Here is a 19,768-nt window from a genome sequence, read left to right on the forward strand (position 1 = left end):
AGTGCTTAAGCGGCCCGCTGGATCATTTGGTCAACTTGTTCGGCGAATTTTTCCAAATCGCCTGATTTGACTGCCTCGACCGGAATCACCAATGCCGTATCCAAGGTGATGAAAATATAGACGTAGCGTTTGCCGTATTCGACGCGAACCAAATCTTCAAATGCCATTTTGTTTTTGCCGCTGGGAGATTTTTCCAGCAAAAACTTAGGGTTGGCAGGGTCTATTGTTAGCGTGTAAGTGCCAAACATGGCTTTTTTTTCTTTATCGGTATAGCTTTTCAATATTTGCCGGTGAAAGTCCAAGCGCATGATTTTGGGTGAGAAAACCGCCCAAAGCGTGGCAATGACGATGATGTAGATGGAGGTGTTGATGTCGTTGTAATAAAAATAATAAAACGCGCCAATCAACCCCATTAAGCCTGGCACAATCCAACGGGTTTTGGTCAGGTTTTTCTGGATTTCTTCATTTTTCATGTACAGCATTTCATTAAAATGAATCAGGTCGTTTTCTTGGAATTCGTACTCTATTTCGAACATGGTCTGGTTAAGGTGGTGGTTAAGGATTAGTGCATTTTTATTTTAATGTAGGCACTACGTCTAAAAGCGTTGGAGAGCGTCAACATCGCAGTTCTAAAGTAACCGTGGATGGCAACTTGGTGCATTTTGTACAAAGACAAGTACACGACTTTGGCGATAAAGCCACCAATGCTGACGGTTCCCATGAGGTTACCCATCAAATTGCCGACGGTGGTGTATTTGCCGAGCGATACCAGCGAGCCGTAATCGTAATAAACAAAGTTGACGGGCTGGCCGCCTTTTAGGCGGCTGATGATGGTTTTGCCAACAGCGGTGGCTTGTTGGTGGGCGGCTTGTGCGCGTGGCGGAACGTTGCCGTTGTGGCCCGGCCATTGGCAAGCTGCACAGTCGCCGATGGCAAAAATGTCGTCATCGGAGGTTTTGAGTGTGCTGTCCACGATCAATTGATTGATATGGTTGGTTTCTAGGCCATCGAGATTTTTCATCCAATCCGGCGCTTTAATGCCCGCCGCCCAGACTTTTATGTCGGCTTCGATAAATTCGCCATCGTGGGTGGTGATGCCGCTGGGGCTGACTTCAACGACGCGCCGGCCCAATTTAAGGCTGACACCGAGTTTGACCAGTTGCTGTTGGGTGGCAATCGCCAATTTGCCGGGCAGGGCAGGCAGCAGCTGCGTGGCGGCTTCGATGATGGTCAGCTTGACGTCGCTTTGTTCTTTTAGGCCGTAAATCGCCAAAACATCGGTCACTTCATGCAATTGTGCCGCCAGTTCCACACCCGTCGCGCCAGCGCCGACAATGGCGATCGATAGCGGTTTGACGGTGGCTTTGTCTTTGCCAATGTAACTTTTTAAGTAAGATTCAAACAGTTGCTTTTGGAATTTGAAGGCTTGGCGTGTGGTGTCCAAAAACAGGCAGTGTTCGGCAACGCCTTTGATGTTGAAGGTGTTGCTGACGCTGCCCACTGACATCACCAAGGTGTCGTAATGGAAGGTGCGGCTGGGAATCAGTTCTTCGCCTTGGTCGTTGATAGTGGGCCTGACATAAACGGCTTTTTCCGCGCGGTTTAAACCTTCCATTTTGCCCAGCCGGAACTGGAAATGGCTGCGGTGCGCTTGCGCCATGTATTCGACCTGTTCCGATTCATCCAGCGTACCTGCCGCCACTTCATGCAGCAAAGGCTTCCAAACATGAGTGGTGGTGGCATCAATGAGGGTTATTTCGGCAATGCCTTTTTTGCCGAGTTTATGGCCTAAATAAGTGGCGAGTTCCAGACCCGCAGCACCGCCGCCAACAATTACTATTTTATGTTTTTCGTTAGTTTGCATTGTGATGACCCGCCTTCGAAATGGTTTTGCGTACTATAGCATTAATTCGAAACAATGCCTTGGTTGCGCTTAATGTGGGCTGTCCAATTGGTAGGCGTCGGCAGGAATGGCGATGGGGCGGTCAATCAAAATATCCACAAGCAGTTGTGCGGAAGCAGGAGCCATCACAAGACCGTTTCTAAAATGTCCGGCATTAATGCTTAAATTACGGATGTCTGGGTGTTTGCATATATAGGGTATGCCTTGTGTGGTTCCTGGGCGGAGTCCTGCCCAATGATGGATGAGCGAAAACTGCTTCAGGGCAGGCATCAGTTCGGTAGCAAAGTTGTGCAATTGCTCCTTGGCCGTAGTAGTAATGGTTTTGTCGAAGCCTTCCCGTTCAACTGTGCTGCCGGCAAGGATTTTGCCATCACGGCGAGGGATGAGGTAGCGATCGCCATCCAATACCATGTAGGGCAAGGTTTCAGGCGTTGCATCAAACAGTAGCATTTGCCCTTTGACGGGCATCACTTGCGGATTGTTTATGGGGTGGTTTGCCGGTAGGCTGGCAAATAGTTGCCCCGTCCATGCGCCGCTGGCGACGACCAATTGATTAACAGGCATTTCCCCTTGGTTGGTTTGCAATGCGGTGATGCGTTGTTGTTTAAGGGTAAAGCCGTTGATTTGGCAGTGTTCAATAAAAGGCACGCCTTTATTAATCAGGTCTTGTTTGAGTGACTTTAACAGGCGCGGATTTCTGGCTTGGGCAATATCAGGCAGCCATAAGGGCTGTTTGGTTTCTGTGCTGAAAGGCGCGAGCTGGGCTGCTTGCGCATCGCCATAATGGATTTTCTGGTTTTCGCACCAAGAAATGGCTTTGCTGTAATCTGGATTTTTGGTGATGAGCAAGCCGCAAGGGGTCCATTCCGGATCAAGTCCAGTATCTTCCAATAATTGATTAGCCAGATTAGGGTAGAGTTTTAGGCTTTGCATGACCAAACGGCTAATGGCCTCTGGCTGCCGCCACGGATATAAAGGCAGCAAAATACCACCGCCAGCCCAAGATGATTCTCGCCCTAAGGCATTTTTATCGATAACAGTCACGCTGACCCCAGCGTTGTAAAGTTCCCTTGCGGTCATTAGGCCGATCACGCCGCCACCGATAATGGTAATCTCTGAAATTTGTTGCATGGGTGTTTAGTTAGGGATGCCCTATTAATTTTCTGTTTTTGTACTAGAGTGGGGAGGCTATCGTATCAATCGAGAGCATTAAAACATGCTTATAACACGATTGTCCGGAACCGTATCCACACCAAAAAAACGGTTTTTCTATTTGTAATTGGTCTGTAAACAGTGTGTTTTACAGGTTAATAAGGGCGTTGTGTAAAATCAACAAGCTGCGTTTATACAAAATTGTGTAAAAAATTCGTAACACTTACAGTAAAAACCTACAAATTACATCAAGAAATATTTTTAATTTATTGATATTTATGTATATTTTTTGGTTAAAAAAAACCGATTAAAACTTGTTATGAAGCGTATTTGCTGCTAATATCAAACTGTCGCAGGACAGATTTTGTTGCGTATACGCAAATTTATTATAACAACCTCATAAGGGGAAACGATGACAAACAAAATAAAAACATTAGGGCTGTTAACAGCCACCGTTGCTGTTGCAGGTGTTTTGGTTGCACCACAAAGCTTTGCGAAATCAAAAGCTGTGCGTAGCAATTATTCAGAAGTTGCTGCTATGAACAGCAAAGTCCAAGCTTTAGAAGCGCAATTGCAATCCATGCAATATGAGCTGCAAGCGCTACGTGCTGAAGCGAGTCGCCCTGCTCCTGTGGTAGCTGGCGAATCTGCTAAAGTTCAAGAGTTGGAACAGTGGATGCATTCTGTAAAAGCGAAACCAGTATCTAGCCAAGATAAAAACGACAGCATGGTCTTCTTCCGTGGTGGTTTTGCATATAATGACCAAGTCAGAAATGATATTTTGACAGGTAACCAAGTTGCAGGTGGCGCATTAGGTGGTGGTATTGCTAGCCAAGATGGCTGGTATACCGGTGCTGGTTTCGATTTTGGCCTGACAGATGATGTTTGGGGCATGGTTGACAGCACTGAAGTAATGGCTGAGTTGATGTTTGAATACAAAAACTTTGGATCCAAAAAATTCTCAGCGAACAACAATCCGCTATGTACTACCGTTAATGCGGCGGCTGGTGCTGGTGCTGCCGGAACAGCAAGTTGTGACCAAGTTACCGTTACCCAATTCACTTTAACCGCAGCCCCAAAAATCAAGTTCATGAAAGGCAGTGCCTTTAGACCTTGGATCATCCCTGTGGGTATGGGCATCCATGTTATCAGCCCACCATCTAATGGTGTAACCGTATTAAATCCAGGTGCAATGTTTGCAGCGGGTGCGGAATACGCTATATGGAAAGAAATTAAAGTGGGTATGGACGCCCGTTACCACTGGACTGGTTATGACAGTGATGGCGTAAATACCAACGGCTTAACTGCTGGTGGTTATTTGGGTATCGGATTCTAAGCAAACTGCTTAAAATCCAATCCAAAAAAGGAGGGCATCAAGTCCCTCCTTTTTTTTGTCTGTTGGATTGGGATAAAAGGTACTTCAACAAAGCATTTGTCAGCCCAACCGTACAGTAAAAAGCAGTTTTTTGCTTTTCTATGTCATCATCGTTTAACAAATCAGCAAAAACCTTTTACCATAGCAAGCCCGAAGCGATGCTTCGGTTTCTTCGCAAGAACACATACACAGGTTTTAGAATGGCACTTTATGTCTATAAATTTGGCGGCACGTCAGTGGGTACGGTTGAGCGTATCAAAGCGGTCGCTGAAAAAGTAAAAAAAGCCCATGATTTGGGCGATCAGATTGTGGTGGTCGTGTCGGCGATGAGCGGCGAAACCAACCGTCTGATTGATTTGGCAAAAGCCATGCAGCAACAACCCAATGCCCGCGAGTTGGATGTGCTGGTGTCAACCGGCGAGCAGGTGACTGTTGCTTTGCTAAGCATGGCATTGCATGAATTGGGCTGCGATGCCTGTTCTTACACTGGCGGTCAGGTGAAAATCCTCACCGACAGCAGTCACACCAAAGCTCGTATCCGTAAAATTGATGACGCCCGCATGCGCGCCCATTTGAATGAAGGCAAAGTCGTGGTGGTGGCAGGTTTCCAAGGTGTTGATGAAAACGACAACATTACAACGTTAGGACGCGGCGGTTCCGACACAACAGCAGTGGCTTTGGCGGCGGCGTTAAAAGCGGATGAATGCCTGATCTTTACCGATGTCGATGGCGTTTATACCACCGATCCGCGTGTAGAACCTAAGGCGCGTCGCTTAGACCGCATTACCTTTGAAGAAATGCTGGAAATGGCGAGCTTGGGTTCTAAAGTCTTACAAATCCGTTCCGTTGAATTTGCAGGCAAATACAATGTTGCCTTGCGCGTTTTATCATCATTTACAGAGGGTAATGGCACGCTCATTACTTACGAGGAATCCATCATGGAAAGTGCATTAATTTCGGGCATCGCTTTTAACCGCGATGAGGCAAAATTGACCATTACTGGCGTGCCAGACCGTCCAGGCGTCGCATCGGCAATTTTAGGTCCAATAGCGGATGCCAATATTGAAGTGGATATGATCGTGCAAAACATTGCCGACGATGCCACGACTGATTTTACCTTTACCGTACACCGTAACGACTACCAACGCGCAAAAACCATTTTGGAGCAAACCTGCGAAGAAATGGCGGCAAGAAAAGTGACGGGCGATGACTCTATTGTTAAGGTGTCCATTGTTGGTGTTGGCATGCGTTCCCACGCCGGTATTGCCAGCACCATGTTTAAGACCTTGGCATCGGAAGGCATCAATATCCGTATGATTGCCACATCAGAAATTAAAATTTCGGTTGTAGTTGATGAGAAGTATTTGGAGTTGGCAGTTAGGGCGTTACATGCGGCCTTTAAGCTGGATCAAGCAAGTGCTTAATTGAAGAATAAATGGGTAAAAGGCGCATGCAAGTGCGCCTTGTGCTTACCAGTTAATAGGCAATTTGCTTGGGATGATCCAGTTCTTGCCTTCAATGATGATATACCCGCCTTTGGTCAAATCTTTCATGATTTTATTGACCATTTCCCTTGAAGCCCCCACCATGGTTGACAATTCATGCTGGGTGGGGCGATTCCGTATGATAAAACCTTCTTCACCATTAGGTATGGCCAAGCTGTTTAAGGTGCGGGTTGTCCGTTCGTAAACATTAGATAAGGCCAAGTGCTTGACCTTGTCGGTCAGATGGCGGACTTTTTCTGACAAATTGCTTAGCAGTTCGAGCATGACTTCAGGGTTGTCAATCAACCATGCCACAAAGTCGTTTTTGGAAATCATGCTGCAAACGGTCGACTCAACCGATTGTACAGAAGCTGAGCGCGGTTCATTGCCAAGCAAGGCCAGTTCACCAAAATAGGAACCGCTTTCTTGGAACATCAGTGTCACTTCTTTGCTTTTGTCATCACGGACAAAGATACGTACTTTGCCGGAAACAATGATGTAGAGCGAGCTGCTTTCATCACCTTCAGAAATAATAAGCGCTTGTTTGCTAAACTTTTGCTGTTTAGCGCGCAAAGCCAGCGCTTTAAGTGCTTTATCCGGCACGTTAGCGAGAAAATCGATATTTTTAAGTCCTTCTAAAACGTTTGATGCCACACTCAATCCCCATTTGGGTTAAAAAAGCATTTTATACTTCCACTGTAACTTGGTTTGCAAGGCTTAATTTTTAATGAAAGATAAATGGGTTTAGGCATATCTGTTGCGTGCTGACAATTAGGCGGCAACCTAAGAAGTGCCTTTTATTCGCGGGGTTAGTCATTATTTCCATGACTAATCCCGCGAAGTGTTATTTAACAGGATACACAGATTCTTGTGCCGCTGATCGTGATCCATTTAAAGCCATTGGTACAAACAGTTGACTTGCATGTACCGGCATAGCTGAGTTCAATAAAGAACGAACCGGCGGTTCCAAGGGCAAAACAGGTTAAAGCGGTCAAAATAATTGCCCGTTTTTTGCGTTTCATAAAAGCCATCAATTTTTGTTGTTTGGATGGTTTATTTTCAAAATCAGATTCCATTATATTCCCCTTATAATTTAGGCAGATATTAGAATGACAACGTCACTCGGCTGAAAATGAGACTGCCTTGCGGCAATCTTGGATTGTTTACATCCGTACCTTGGAAATTAAAGCGTTCGTCCAATAAGTTTTTTACGCCAATAGCCAGCAAGCCGTGGCGGTTGGGAAGCCTATAGCCTATTTCAGCGTCTAATAACCAAAAGTCTGTGGCTTGCGGGCTAAAGGATCCATCGTCGTTTAAGAATGTTCCCGTTTGATTGAGATAGGAAAGGCTCAGCTTTGATAGCAGGCCAGATGGGTGAAAAAAATTGCCAAATACTTGGGTGCGGTGCGTGTTTAACTGGCTAAAAAAGTTAGAATCACCGTTCGTTGTTTCAAAGAAACCATCTTTTTTTCTTTGTAATTCTTCAAAATTGTAATTTAAACCGACAGCAATTTTGCTGCTTAAAGTCCAGTTTAAGTAAGAGCGGGCATTGTTTTCAGCCCAATTGGTTTTGCCAAAATAATAGAGGTTTTCAACGCTGGGAACCGGCAAATCCAGTTCGCGACGGGAAAACTCAGCACCCATAAATAAGTTGTTGCTAAGTTTATGGTCTACACCAAAACCAATCTTGTTGGCGAGAGTGCCATCAGGGTCATCATAAAATTGGTTAAAACCAGCTACTTGGGTGGGCTCTAAGGTTTGTTTTTGGATAATGCCGCGTTTAAGGGCGCGGAATGCTGCAAATCTTAGTGTGGTGTTTTCTGTTGGTGAAAATATCAGGCCAAACTTTGGATTAGCTGGGTTTTTGTCCAGTTGCGCGTCCGATGGTTGGGGTAAAAAAGTCAAAAAATGGCGCACTTAAGCTATTGTTTTGTTGTAAGAAATCTTGAGAAAAACCCACGGTGGCAAGCAGTTTTGGAATGACTTTGATGTTCGAGTACAGATAAAAGGCTTTATGGTCTGTTTCAGATGTGAAGTGGAATAGGTGGTCAGGCAGATCAATAGAAAACGTTTGTTCGCCTTGGTGGCTCAGCAAATAATTCATGCCGGCAGTTAGGTCAAATTTATTAAAACGCAGCATTTGTTGCATTTCATATTGTGTGCCATTGTTGGTGTCCCCTGTATCAAAGTGCAAACCTTGCGATGCCTCTGACGTTTTAGAGGTCTCATCTTTATGGACAACCGAGATGAGCGTATCGGATCGTTCGCTCCAAGCATGGTGCAACCCGCCACGGAAGGTGTCGGTTAGTTTTTGGTGGTTGTCGAATAACGAATAGCGGTTGGTGAAAAAGCCTTGGGTGATGTCGCCATATTGATGTTCCGTCCGGCGGTATTCAAATTGGGCGTTGGTGTTTGTGCTGATTTGGCTTTGTACGAAGACGTTGTAGGCATCTTTTTTCTGATCGTTGTTAGGGCGTTCGCCGTCGGTATCGTAATGGAACTGCCCAAGGCTGTAAGAGATATTCTTCCAAACACCGGAATGGACCAGTTCGTCGCTTTTGGTGTTGTTGCCGTCTACATAGCCAGAAGCTTGCAGCGCCAGTTGGTCGCGGCTGAATAAAGGGTTGTATTCATTAAATGAGGTGATGGATGAACCTAAGCCATTTAACAACAAAATATTCGATTCAGCCGTTTGGGGTTGTACCGGTGTCAGGTTGATAGGCTGTAATAGCTGAGCTTTGAGCAGTTCGCTGACGCGGGCAATTTCATGGCGGGGCAGGGCTGCATAATTGTCCGACAGCAAGCGATGCGCCGAATAGTTGCTGGGATCGGTGTTGACGGCTTGCCAGCCTTCCAGTAATCCGCGTTGCTGAAAGCCCAAGTCGTTATAAATGCGCGCTAAGCTGGCACTACGTGCGGCGCTGTCATTCTCCAGCAAGAGCTGTGAGCGATATACGCCACGGTTACCGTTTAGCCCAATGGCTTTTTGCATGTCCTGTAAGGCTTCAACCGGACGATTGATGGTTTGCTTTAAAATGGCATCGTAGAACCAAGGGGTGGGGTCTTTGCTGTCCAGTTCTTTAGCCAGCTGATATTCGGTGCCGGCATAGTCTTGGTTTTTAAGTTCGTAATGGGTTTTGCCCAAATAGCTGCGGATCACGGAGCTATTTGGGTCAAGATTGACGGCGGTTTCCATTTCGGTTTTGCCGCCTTCAATATTGCCGTTGTGGATTTTTGCCAGCCCCAAACCGAGACGAGGTAGCGGGTCGGCAGAATCTAAACTGATGGCTTGTAGAAAGGCTTGCTCTGCTTCGTCTATTTGGCTTGATGCCAGCATGGCAAAGCCCATCACGGTTTGGCTTTTTGATGAGTGGGGATTTAAGCCCTGTGCTTTTTGTGCGGAAACAAGTGCCGCATCGTGTTTGCCAGTTGATAATTGCAGTTCTGCCAACCGCGCCCAAGCCAAGCTGTTGTTGGGCGACAATTTGACGGCTTCTTGTACGGCAGCAAGGGCATCTTCAATTTTTAAAGAGGCTTGAAGGGCATATGAAAGCGCCACTTGTGCACCCGCCGATTGCGGATTTTTTTGGATGGCATCCTTAGCCAGTTGCAAGGCTTGGTTTTGTTGGTTTTTGGTAACGGCGATAATGGCTTGTAGTGCTAAGGCATCGCTGTTGCCCGGATCGTTACGGCGAATGCTGTCGATAATGATACCTGCAATGTCAGCGCGTCCGGCGTTAAGCGCCGTTGCGGCTTGATTGATGGCATTGAGTTTAGACGATTGGCCTTGGCTGTCGAAAATGGGCGGATAATACAATGCCCACTGTACGGCATCGGTTGGGCTGATGTTAAGGGCGTGAACTTCAGGAATGCCTTGCGCAGGGGCAATGCCATTTTGGCCTTTGCCAATGCTGATTTTGCCTTGTTTGTTTTGTGCGGAAACCAAACCGTCAAACACGGCAATGCTGGTTTTGCTGTTATCTACCGTTACTAAGAACTCGGTGCCTTCGTGTACGGCGTTGACATAAGGCGTATGGACGTTTAAGTGCTGCGGATGGCGGCTTCTAAAAAAGGTCGAGCCTTGAAGGAGGTTGATAAACCACGTGACTTTATCCACTTCCGGTTCGGAAAAACTGATAGTGGTGTTTTGGTCTAGCGTGATAACCGATTCATTTTTAAGCCGGAGTGTCGAGCGGCTTTGGTCACCCGCACGGATTTTATCGCCGGGGCAAAAAATATCATTAAGCTTGACTTGTAGCCACTCAGGGCTGCCATAGTTTTGGCTGTCTACTTTGCCTTCCAATGATTCAATTTTAGCAAGCCAAGGCGAGCATTTTTCGGCGGCAAAAGAATAGGATGGCGCTGTGGTTATGAGTGCCAGAATAAGGAAATGGTTTGTATTTTTTGTTAAGGATTTCACTTTTTTGGGCCGTTATTTTTCGTTTGGCTATCAATTAAGATTGGCTATATGGCTAATTGTAGTCATAAAAAAAAAGTCTACGCAACTAACATATTAATTTGTGTATACGATAGCAAAAAAACTTAACTCTATTAGCTAAATTAACGGCTTAATGGTATTCAGCAGGACTCGCCGAGTACGAGATTTACCGCATATTTGCAGCATTAGGTTCATTTACCCAGTTGCAGTTTTCCGCTAACACTGCGGTTGATGGTTTGGTCTCGTGTGAGCTGGATTTGGGTTGCCGCCAAACCATGCTGCTTCTGCAAAATGGCTAACCAATAGGTCAGTTTGTCGAAAGGACACTTTTCCAGCCAAAGGCTGGTTAGGTTGCTGTCATCGGGGGCGATGCGTTTAATGCAGGCTTTGATGTCCAGCTGCTGGCTGCTGGCATCGATTATCGCCATCGGGGATTGCTCGGTGTTGTTGGCGTCGTCGGGTTGTTCAATTTGATTTTGCCTAAGGCTCGCCGCTTCTGTGCTTGCCGCTGCCAAAAACACACGGATTTGCTGTTGGTTTTCAATGGCAACATCCAGCTTTTTCTGTTCGTCGAGAATAGGCATATAGACAAATGCATACAGGCCGGTAAACAGCAAAACGGCTAAGCCACCCGTCAATAACAGCCATTCGCGGCTGGAAAGTTTGTTAAAAAAATCATTCATGAGGCAGGCCTGCTGATGTCGATATGCGCTTGTAAGCCTTTATTGCCGGTTTCAGCGGCACGTATATCGGCTTTAATCTCTGGGGTTTGTTCCAGTGTTTGTTTAAAGGCTTCAAGTTGTGCGACATCCGAGCCGCTTACGCCTAAATTAAGGATATTGTTGGTGAAGTCTATGCTTTGGATTTGCAGGGCTTGTTCAGGTGTGCTGGCATTTAAGGCTTCGCCTGCTTTGTACAGCAAGAACAGATAACCGTCGGCGTGGCTTTGTCCGGCATGTTGGCGCAATTCTGCCAGCTGTTGTTGGGCTTGCGCTTTCATGTTGACGATACGTTTTAAGTTTGGAAAAGCGTCGTGAAATTGCGCTTGGTTGGCGGTTTCCAAAGCTTGCAATTGGTTTTGGCTTTGCCAGTAGTGTTGCAAGTCCGCGCCAAGTTGTACGCCCGCTGCCAGCAGCAACAGGGCGGCGGTAGGCAGCCAAGCCAGCCAAGGGCGTTGACTGGCGGCTTGGTAGCGATAGTCGGCAGACAATAAGTTCAGTGCCGGTTTTTTGCCAAGCTGTCCGGCAAACAATAGTAAGGCGGATTCGTAAGTGTGTTCTTCAATGCTGAGTGAGTCCGACCAAGCCAGTTCGGTGCTTGGATCCGTTTTCCATAGCTGTAAATGGGGGGGCAGTTGCTGCTCGTCAATGAGCTTTTCGACCAACAAAGGCAATAAATCCAACTCGATATGACCGCCCAGCCACTGCTTAAAACGTAAGCTGGCGTGCTTGTTTTCAATGACAACATGAATATTGTCGCCATCTTCGGGCACAAACAACGCTTCCGAATACAAGCCAGACAGATGGATGCCCATTTGCTGGCAGTCATTTTGCAGTTGATGAAGTTGGAGTTGGTCGATTGCCGCAACAGCAATGTATCCATCCGCCAGTTTATGCCAAGCCAAATGGTAAGTTTCAACTTCCTGCGCCAACAAGTCCTCAATGGCATAAGGCAAGGCTTTGGCAATTTGCCGGCTAGATTGGAGGGGCAGCTGGATAAGCAAATGCAGCACTTCGCTAGCCGGAACCAATAGGATGACTTCGCTATCGCGGGCAGCTTCCGCTAATTGTTGCAGGCTGCCTGCTTGGCAGGCGCGGTTGTGGGGGCTAAGCATCAGCCATTGGTAATCGCCATCGCGATCCGGATGTTTTCGGGCCAGTATTTTTTCAGCCATTGACGGGACTTCTCCGTTGCCTTTTAACTAAGAGTGTTTGTCCGCTTTGCAGACGATTGAATTGCGAGTCAAATTGTAGGCTGAGACGGCCTATTTTTATGTTGCAAGAAAGTAAAAAATGATTGCTGATGACGGTAAGGCCGTCCTCGTTGATGCCTTTGCCCGCCAGACCTTCCAACTTCAAAAACTCCCGTATTTGCGTGAAGGGCGTGCGGCTGACGGTTTTTGCCAGATTTTGCGCCTGTTCTTCGGTGATTTTTTCCGCCAAGCTTTGCAAAATCAGCGGGTCGGCGGTGTTGATGTTGATGGCGGCATACTGCGGGCTGACGTAAACATAAGGCAGCAGTTTGGTGTAGTCTTCACGGCTTATGCCTTTGATGAGCAACAATTCCGAGACATCAGCCAACATGCGGTTGGCGCTGCGGTAGGGTGGTTGTTCGCGCAAATAGGTTTCGTCTTCAGCGCCTTCAGGGAAGCGGATGTTGCTGTCGCCGTCTTGCCAATCCAAAAGCGCATCGACAAGCTGCGGTTCGATGTCTAAAAGGCTTAGCAAACGCTTAAAGCGTTTTACATCCCGTTCGTTGACTTCATTATCAACCAGCAAATTATTGAGGTTGAAGCGGCCTTGCAAATCGCTGATGTGGGCGGTTAGCTGCCCGTTATGCGGCGTTGATGTACTGAGCGGTTCCGTCCACGGGTCTTCGAAGCTGTCTGATTTGTTATTGGCGCCATCGGCTTGCAGGACATTTTTCGCCCAGGTTTCAACGTTATAAACTTGCTCGAAGGCTTGTGCGGCGGTCATCAGATTATCGGTGCGGCGGATGTCCAGTTGCCGGCTGGTGGACATCGACACCAGCACAACGGTGGCAATGGCAAGTACCAGCAATACGGTTATCAAGGCAATGCCTTGTTGGCGGATGTGGGCAGCCATCATTCGTGCAGATAAAACAAACGCGGGATGATGCCATCATTGGCTGTGTTGATGCGGACTTCTATGGCTTGGGGGATCGATACCGAATCACCTTCCGCCAGCCACAGGTCGGCCCACGCATTATTAAAAAAGCGCAGTTGGATTTGATCGGCTTTCATCAGTTTGCGGCGTTGGAATTCGCTTTGTTGGGTGCGGTCAAGGCTGTTCCAGACCAAGCGGTACAGCTCACCTTTTTCTAAGCGATAGCTGACCCGCTGCAGTTGGCTGCCGGTTTGGTATTTTGACCAGAGCGGTACGGTGCGGGTTAAGGTGAGCAAGTTGCCATTGTTGCTGTTGCTGCTAAACGCGGGTTCGGACATGCCATATTCATCGCGGACCGGTCTTGGTGCGATTTGGCTTAAGTCTTCGTTGAGCAGGTACAAGGTCATTTGCAAAGCTTCTAGCTGCGCCGATTTTTCGGTGGTGGCAGCCTTGGTGTCCAACAATATCCTCAGGCCGGCGTAAGTCATCACGGACATGATGGCAAACACGGCAATGGCAATCAGCAGTTCCAATAAGGTGAAGCCTAGGCTTTGACGGGCATTCATTGTAATGGCGTTAAAATCGACAGTTCGCTGTACGGCGCTTTGTCGCCTTCCAGATAAACGTTAATGTGGTATTGCCAACCGCCCGCGCCTGGTGTGGTGGGGCGCTGGGTTTGCCAATACCATTTGCGTCCCGCCAAGGTTTCCCAGCCATCTTCGTGTTCGGGCTTGTCTTTGCTTAGCCTTAATAAGGTGGCGTGATTTTGCGCGATGATGTTGGCGAGGGTTTTGTTTTCCAAATGCCAGAGGTTGCGCGTGTTGTCAGCGCTGATTTTTATCAAGCTCATCATGACAATCGCCAAGATGGCAAGCGCGATCAAAACCTCAAGCAGGGTGAAGCCGCCGTTATTTTTCATGGCGGGAGTCGGGCGATTGAATCAACAGTCCGTCTTTTGCGGTGTTGGCAAGGCTGAACAACTGGCTTTCGCCTTCTAGCGCAATATGGATTTGGAACGGGCTGATGCTACCGTCGGGCGTAAAAACAATCTGCGGTTGTTGGTTGTTAAAACCGGTTTGTGCCAACGTGTCCAGCCTAATGGGCTTGTTGTTAATCCGCAAAGCCAGTTGCAGTTTGGCGGGCAAGCTGCGTTGGCGGAATAAACTATCGTGCAGTTCTGGCTGCCATTGTTCGTCCTGAAATTGCAGGAAGCGGTAGCCGTCTTTGCACAGTTCGACGGCGAGCGGCGAACCCCGTACGGTGGCTTCTTGCGAGGTGAGCTTAAACAGTTCGAGCAGGCGCTCCGCTTCCTGCTGTTGCCATTGGCTTTGCTCGCCGGATCCCATCGCCAACAGGCTCATGCTGCTGATGATGCCAATCAGCACCACGACAATCATGACTTCCAGCAGCGTGAAGCCTTTCATGGCGGGTTATTTCAATTCCCAATTGGTGATGTCCGCACCGGCGTCTGCACCGCCTTCGATGCCGTCCGCGCCTAGCGAGTACAAGTCGTATTCGCCGTGCGTACCCGGTTGCAGGTACAAATAAGGTTTGCCCCAAGGATCGGTCGGGGCGCTGTCCAGATAACCGCCTTTTTTCCAGTGTGCGCCTGCCGCCAAGCCGCTGGGTTTGGTGACGAGGGCTTCCAAGCCTTGCTCGGTGGTCGGGTAGCTGAAGTTATCCAATCGGTACAAGTCCAAGGCGGCGCCCACGGCGCGGATGTCTTGCTTGGCGCGGGTGATGCGGGCTTCGTCGGGTCGGCCCATGATTTTAGGGACGATGATGGACGCTAAAATGCCTAAGATCACGACCACGATCATGACTTCGATTAAGGTAAAACCATTTTGTTTTGTTTTCATAGGAATGCCAAAAAAGGTTGGGGTAGCAAATACAATCAAACGGGTTAGTGGACCAACTGGTTCATCTCAAAAATTGGCAACAAAATTGCCAAGACAATCATCAGCACCACCAAGCCCATGAATAAAATCAGGGCGGGTTCAAACAAGCCCATCGTCAGTTCGGTTAAGGCTTCCATTTCCCGTTCTTGGTCGTCGGCGGCGTTGGCGAGCATACGCGGCAATTGCCCGCTGGCTTCGCCGCTTGCGATCAGATGGATAGTCACCGGCGGAAACAGGCCGGTTTTTTCCAAGGCTTTGTTTAGGCTTTGGCCTTCGCGGACGCGCAGCGCGGTGTTTTCCACAGCTTTTTCCATGGCGTTGTTCGATAACACTTGGCTGGAGATTTTCAACGCTTCCAGCAGTTCCACGCCACTGTTGGTCAAAATCGCCAAGGTGCGGGTAAAACGCGCGGTGTTGATGCCTTTGGTAAATTTTGACAGCAGTGGCGCGGTCAATAAAAAACGATGATATTTTAAGCGGTTATTGGCGTTCCGCAGCAGGGCTTGGGCGCTGGCGGACAGGGCGATGAGGCCAATCAATAAATACAAGCCATTGTTTTTTAAAAAATCACTGCAAGCAATTAAGGCAACCGTAATGTCCGGCAGCTTTTGGTCCATTTTGTCGAACACGCCGGTGATTTCCGGCACCACATAAGCCAGCAAGCCGATTACCACCAAAATGGATACGGAGGTCAGCATCAGCGGATAAATCATCGCCATTTGCAATTTACGGTGGATTTGGCCTTTGTCGCTGATGTAATCGGCGAGTCGTTCCAAGACTTGGTCGAGTTTGCCCGACGATTCACCAGCGGCAATGGTGGCGCGGTACAAAGGCGTAAAAGTGCTGGGAAACGCTTGGCAAGCTTGGGCAAAACTTTGGCCTTCCAAAATCCGCGAGCGGATGCCCAGCAACACGCGTTTGCTGCCTGAGGATTCCAATTGCTGCGCGATAATGCCCAAAGCTTCGTCTATCGCCAAACCCGAGCGCAATAAAGCCGACAATTGGCGGGTGATGTGCGCCATTTGCCGGATGCCGATGCGGTGGTTGAACAACGGGCTGCGGGTTTTGTGTTCTTTGGTTTGGACTTCTTTCAAGTCCAATAAGGTCAGGCCTTGGCTACGCAATTGCTGGCGCGCCAGTTTGACGGTGTCGCTTTCATAGACACCTTTTACCGATTGGCCTTTGGCGTTGATGGCTTGGTATTCGAATGCCGCCATGCTACTTACTCTGTTTGGGTAATGCGGATGGCTTCATCCACACTGGTTTCACCCGCCAAGACTTTTTCCAACGCGCTTTGTTGGATGCTGCGCGAGGACAAACGCGCGTGGCGATCCAGTTCGTGTTCGCCTTGGCCTTCGTTAATCATTGTCCGTAAGGTACTGTCGATGGCGACAATTTCAAAAATACCGGCGCGGCCTTTGTAACCGGAGTGTTTGCATTGGTCGCAGCCGACCGGTTCGTGAACGGTGAGCATTTCGTTCGCTTGGGCAGGATAGCCCAAAGCAAGCAAATCCTGAGCAGGGATGTTAGATACTTTTTTGCAAACCGGGCATAATTTCCGCAGCAAACGTTGTGCGATCACGCCGACCAAACTGGAGGCGAGCAGAAATTGTTCGACACCCATATCACGCAAACGGGTAATCGCGCCAATGGCGGTGTTGGTGTGCAAAGTGGACAGCACCAAGTGACCGGTCAAACTGGCTTGTACGGAAATTTCCGCGGTTTCGCGGTCGCGGATTTCGCCGACCATGACAATATCGGGGTCTTGCCGCAAAATGGCGCGCAAGCCTTTGGCGAAAGTCATTTCCACTTTGCTGTTGACTTGGGTTTGCCCGATGCCGTCCAAGTAAAATTCAATCGGGTCTTCCACCGTTAGGATATTGCGCGAACGTTCGTTCAGCTGGTTAAGCACGGCGTAAAGGCTGGTGGTTTTGCCGGAACCGGTCGGACCGGTGACCAGAATAATCCCATGTGGGCGGTGGATCATTTGCTCGATGGTCGCCAGTTCGCGCCCCGCCATACCCAATTGTTTCAGGCTGAGCTGGTTGGCTTGTTTGTCCAGCAAACGCAGTACGACGCGTTCGCCATAACCGGAGGGCAGGGTGGAGACGCGCACGTCCACGGTACGTCCGCCCAACAGCAAAGAAATGCGCCCGTCTTGCGGCAAGCGTTTTTCGGCAATATCCAGTTTCGCCATGACTTTCAGCCGCGACACGACCATTGAAGCGAATTCGCGTTGCGGTTCGATAATCTCACGTAAGACGCCGTCGACGCGGAAACGCACCACCATGCGGGTTTCGTAAGATTCTATATGGATGTCCGAGGCGTTTTCTTTGATGGCTTCGGTCAGCAAGGCGTTGATGAGGCGGATAATGGGCGCTTCGTCTTCGCTTTCCATTAAGTCTTCGGGTTTGGGCAAATGCTGCGCCATGTCCGCCAAATCGGCGTTGCCGTGCAAATCGTCAATCATTTGCTGGGCTTGGCCGGTTTTTTGTTCGTAAGCGGCTTGTAGTTGTAAATCGAAGTTTTCGGCAGGGATTTTTTCAAATTTGGCGGCGACCCCGATCAGCCGGCGGACTTCAAACAGGGCTTGGCTGGACGTTTTGTCCAAATAAGCCACGCTGACCGCGCCATTGCCGTCGATTCTGACCAACACGCCATGCCGCTTGGCAAAGCTGTAAGAAGGCAGCCTAAGGCTCAGGTCATCGCTATCGGTTACTGGTGCGATAGCGTTTGGGTCGTCGGCAGTGGCGATCATTGGCGTTTCCATACCCGATTATTAATGTGTTTGCGGTTTAACGGCAGGGTATTTGGGAATGCTAGGCTTTACTTCCGGCAATAACGGGGGATGCTCATTGGGCATCAGGTAAACGCCATTTTTACCGGCTTTTTGCTCGCGGCTGCGGATGTCGTTGTATTTGTTGTTGGTCAGTTGGGATGATTGCACGGGGTCACGCAAGATATGCGGGCGCAAAAACACCATCAGGTTTTGTTTGGTGACGTTGGACGTACGGTCTTGGAACAGATGCCCAATATAAGGAATATCTCCTAACAGAGGAACTTTGGTGACCGTTTCTTGGACATCGTCACTAATCAAGCCGCCTAAAACCAGAATGGCACCATCGTCCACCAAAACAGCGGTATCGATTTCGCTTTTGTCGATGGTCGGGCCGCTGTCGTCATTGTTTGTGCCTTTGACGACACTGGAGACTTCTTGCTTGATTTTTAGTTTGACGGCATTGCCTTCGTTAATCAATGGCGTAACGGTCAACTTGGTGCCGACATCTTGACGTTGGAAGGTGGTGGCTGCGCCGGCCAAGCCGCTACTGCTGGCGTTGCTGGAAATGCTACCGGTTTTGACGCCAATATTTTGCCCGACAATCATACTGGCTTCTTCGTTGTCTAGCGTGACCACAGACGGGGTTGATAACACATTAACGTTGGTGTCTTTGGCAAAGGCAGCCAAAAGCGCGCGTATTTCACCGCCCACCAAATAGCCGACACTGAAAGTTTTGGCGCTGTTGGTCACAAAGTCGCCCAAGTTGTTGGTAAAGGCATTCGCGGATATGCCGTTTGTCAATTGCTTGGTATGCCATTCCACCCCGACTTCCTGTTCTTTGGTGAAGTCAATTTTGGCGATAATGGCTTCGATATGGATTTGTGCGCGGCGAATATCCAGCTGTTTGATAACGGCTTTTAACGAGCGCATTTCTTCTTCAGAGGCGGTGATAATCAGCGCATTGGTGGCATCGTCGGCGCGTATATCGACATTCTTTTTGGTGCTGGCTTCGGTTTTGGCTTGGTTGTTGATGTCGGTTTTGCCGTCTTTACTGGCTTTGGTGCCGGTTAACGTCGCCATCAGTTCTTTGGCAACCGCGTAATGCAGGTAAATGACTTCTGTGTTGCCAAGGGTTTTTTCTACCGGATTGTCCAAATGCTCAATCAGGGCGCGAATTTCCAAACGGCTGTTGGGATCGCCACTGAGCAGGACACTGTTGGAGCGTTCATCGGCAGAAAGTGTTGGCAAGAAATTGCCGGTTTTACCTGCGCTTTTGGCGGTCAACAGGCTGTTGATCGAAGTGACAACATCCAGTGACTTGGCATTTTGTAAGGCGATGACTTCAATTTGTTGGTGTCCGTTTTTGTCGATGCGGCTAATCATGTCCACCAAACGGTTAACATTGCCGACCGTGTCGGAAATGACGATGACATTGCTGTTTGGAAAAGCGGAAATGAAGGCGTGTTGCGGCACAAGCGGCGTCAGCACTTGCACCATCTCGGCGGCGTCAACAAAATGCAGCTCGATGATTTTGGTCATTAAATCGTCTTCGCCGCCTTCGGGCAACAGCGTGGTGCTTTCCTGTTTGGCGGAAATATTGGGTACGATTTTGACGACATTGCCATTCGCCACCGCAGCAAAACCATGGACTTTAAGGATCGACAGGAAAATCTGGTAAATCTGCGTAGCCCGCATGGGTTTGGCGGTAATCATGCTGACTTTGCCGACAACGTGCGGATCAACAATAAAATTCTTACCGGTAATGTCGGCAACGGTGTCAATCATGACCCGCATATCCACATCGTTGAGGTTAAGCGAAAACTCGTCTTTTTCGGCCCATGAAAAAGTGCTGGTCAAAACAAAGATAAGTCCGATTAATAAGCGGAATGGCAT

Annotated in this window: 19 protein-coding genes; 2 read left to right on the plus strand and 17 right to left on the minus strand. The window is 48.6% G+C overall.

What is annotated here, in order from left to right; all coding sequences use genetic code 11:
• Positions 1 to 5: 5 nt before the first annotated feature.
• From ACYQ1O_RS13925 to thiO, 3 genes are all read right to left on the minus strand, one after another.
• Positions 6 to 536, minus strand: a complete 531-nt coding sequence (locus ACYQ1O_RS13925) for a YcxB family protein (protein WP_459992538.1) — start codon at positions 534 to 536, stop codon at positions 6 to 8.
• A gap of 26 nt (positions 537 to 562) precedes the next feature.
• On the minus strand, positions 563 to 1,864 hold the full coding sequence (locus tag ACYQ1O_RS13930) for an NAD(P)/FAD-dependent oxidoreductase (RefSeq protein ID WP_459992540.1): 1,302 nt from the start codon (positions 1,862 to 1,864) through the stop codon (positions 563 to 565).
• A gap of 69 nt (positions 1,865 to 1,933) precedes the next feature.
• Complete coding sequence (thiO, locus tag ACYQ1O_RS13935; protein ID WP_459992542.1) at positions 1,934 to 3,034, minus strand: glycine oxidase ThiO; 1,101 nt, start codon at positions 3,032 to 3,034, stop codon at positions 1,934 to 1,936.
• Between the two features lie 433 nt (positions 3,035 to 3,467).
• Here thiO and ACYQ1O_RS13940 point away from each other — a divergent pair, with 433 nt between their 5' ends.
• Together ACYQ1O_RS13940 and ACYQ1O_RS13945 are read left to right on the plus strand one after the other, a co-directional pair.
• Positions 3,468 to 4,391, plus strand: coding sequence for a porin family protein (locus ACYQ1O_RS13940; protein WP_459992543.1), 924 nt, complete (start codon positions 3,468 to 3,470; stop codon positions 4,389 to 4,391).
• A gap of 239 nt (positions 4,392 to 4,630) precedes the next feature.
• Positions 4,631 to 5,854, plus strand: a complete 1,224-nt coding sequence (locus ACYQ1O_RS13945; RefSeq protein ID WP_459992545.1) for an aspartate kinase — start codon at positions 4,631 to 4,633, stop codon at positions 5,852 to 5,854.
• Positions 5,855 to 5,899: 45 nt separating this feature from the next.
• On the opposite strand, the gene ACYQ1O_RS13950 is transcribed toward ACYQ1O_RS13945, so the two are convergent.
• From ACYQ1O_RS13950 to gspD, 14 genes are all read right to left on the minus strand, one after another.
• Positions 5,900 to 6,568, minus strand: coding sequence for a Crp/Fnr family transcriptional regulator (locus ACYQ1O_RS13950; protein ID WP_459992548.1), 669 nt, complete (start codon positions 6,566 to 6,568; stop codon positions 5,900 to 5,902).
• Between the two features lie 194 nt (positions 6,569 to 6,762).
• On the minus strand, positions 6,763 to 6,990 hold the full coding sequence (locus ACYQ1O_RS13955) for a hypothetical protein (protein ID WP_459992550.1): 228 nt from the start codon (positions 6,988 to 6,990) through the stop codon (positions 6,763 to 6,765).
• A gap of 28 nt (positions 6,991 to 7,018) precedes the next feature.
• Positions 7,019 to 7,819 carry a porin family protein gene (locus ACYQ1O_RS13960; protein ID WP_459992552.1) on the minus strand — a complete coding sequence of 267 codons (801 nt, stop codon included), beginning with the start codon at positions 7,817 to 7,819 and terminating at the stop codon, positions 7,019 to 7,021.
• Positions 7,767 to 10,334, minus strand: coding sequence for a FecR domain-containing protein (locus tag ACYQ1O_RS13965; protein ID WP_459992553.1), 2,568 nt, complete (start codon positions 10,332 to 10,334; stop codon positions 7,767 to 7,769). Before ACYQ1O_RS13965 ends, ACYQ1O_RS13960 begins: the two co-directional genes overlap by 53 nt.
• Positions 10,335 to 10,543: 209 nt before the next feature.
• Positions 10,544 to 11,035 carry a type II secretion system protein M gene (locus tag ACYQ1O_RS13970; RefSeq protein ID WP_459992555.1) on the minus strand — a complete coding sequence of 164 codons (492 nt, stop codon included), beginning with the start codon at positions 11,033 to 11,035 and terminating at the stop codon, positions 10,544 to 10,546.
• Entirely contained in the window at positions 11,032 to 12,246 is a 1,215-nt protein-coding gene (gene gspL / locus ACYQ1O_RS13975) for a type II secretion system protein GspL (RefSeq protein WP_459992557.1), read from the minus strand. Before gspL ends, ACYQ1O_RS13970 begins: the two co-directional genes overlap by 4 nt.
• Positions 12,239 to 13,180, minus strand: a complete 942-nt coding sequence (gspK, locus tag ACYQ1O_RS13980; RefSeq protein ID WP_459992559.1) for a type II secretion system minor pseudopilin GspK — start codon at positions 13,178 to 13,180, stop codon at positions 12,239 to 12,241. The genes gspL and gspK overlap by 8 nt, the downstream gene beginning before the upstream one ends.
• Positions 13,177 to 13,764: a type II secretion system minor pseudopilin GspJ gene (gene gspJ, locus ACYQ1O_RS13985; protein WP_459992561.1), complete on the minus strand. Its 588-nt coding sequence runs from the start codon at positions 13,762 to 13,764 to the stop codon at positions 13,177 to 13,179. The genes gspK and gspJ overlap by 4 nt, the downstream gene beginning before the upstream one ends.
• Positions 13,761 to 14,117 (minus strand): type II secretion system minor pseudopilin GspI, encoded by a 357-nt coding sequence (gene gspI / locus ACYQ1O_RS13990; RefSeq protein WP_459992563.1) that lies wholly within the window; start codon positions 14,115 to 14,117, stop codon positions 13,761 to 13,763. The genes gspJ and gspI overlap by 4 nt, the downstream gene beginning before the upstream one ends.
• Positions 14,107 to 14,622: a type II secretion system minor pseudopilin GspH gene (gspH, locus tag ACYQ1O_RS13995; protein WP_459992565.1), complete on the minus strand. Its 516-nt coding sequence runs from the start codon at positions 14,620 to 14,622 to the stop codon at positions 14,107 to 14,109. Before gspH ends, gspI begins: the two co-directional genes overlap by 11 nt.
• A gap of 6 nt (positions 14,623 to 14,628) precedes the next feature.
• Positions 14,629 to 15,057, minus strand: coding sequence for a type II secretion system major pseudopilin GspG (gene gspG, locus ACYQ1O_RS14000; protein WP_459992566.1), 429 nt, complete (start codon positions 15,055 to 15,057; stop codon positions 14,629 to 14,631).
• A gap of 44 nt (positions 15,058 to 15,101) precedes the next feature.
• Complete coding sequence (gspF, locus tag ACYQ1O_RS14005) at positions 15,102 to 16,313, minus strand: type II secretion system inner membrane protein GspF (RefSeq protein WP_459992568.1); 1,212 nt, start codon at positions 16,311 to 16,313, stop codon at positions 15,102 to 15,104.
• 5 nt (positions 16,314 to 16,318) lie between these two features.
• Complete coding sequence (gene gspE, locus ACYQ1O_RS14010; protein WP_459992569.1) at positions 16,319 to 17,854, minus strand: type II secretion system ATPase GspE; 1,536 nt, start codon at positions 17,852 to 17,854, stop codon at positions 16,319 to 16,321.
• A gap of 21 nt (positions 17,855 to 17,875) precedes the next feature.
• On the minus strand, positions 17,876 to 19,768 hold the full coding sequence (gspD, locus tag ACYQ1O_RS14015; RefSeq protein ID WP_459992571.1) for a type II secretion system secretin GspD: 1,893 nt from the start codon (positions 19,766 to 19,768) through the stop codon (positions 17,876 to 17,878).

The organism is Methylosoma difficile (assembly GCF_054657615.1).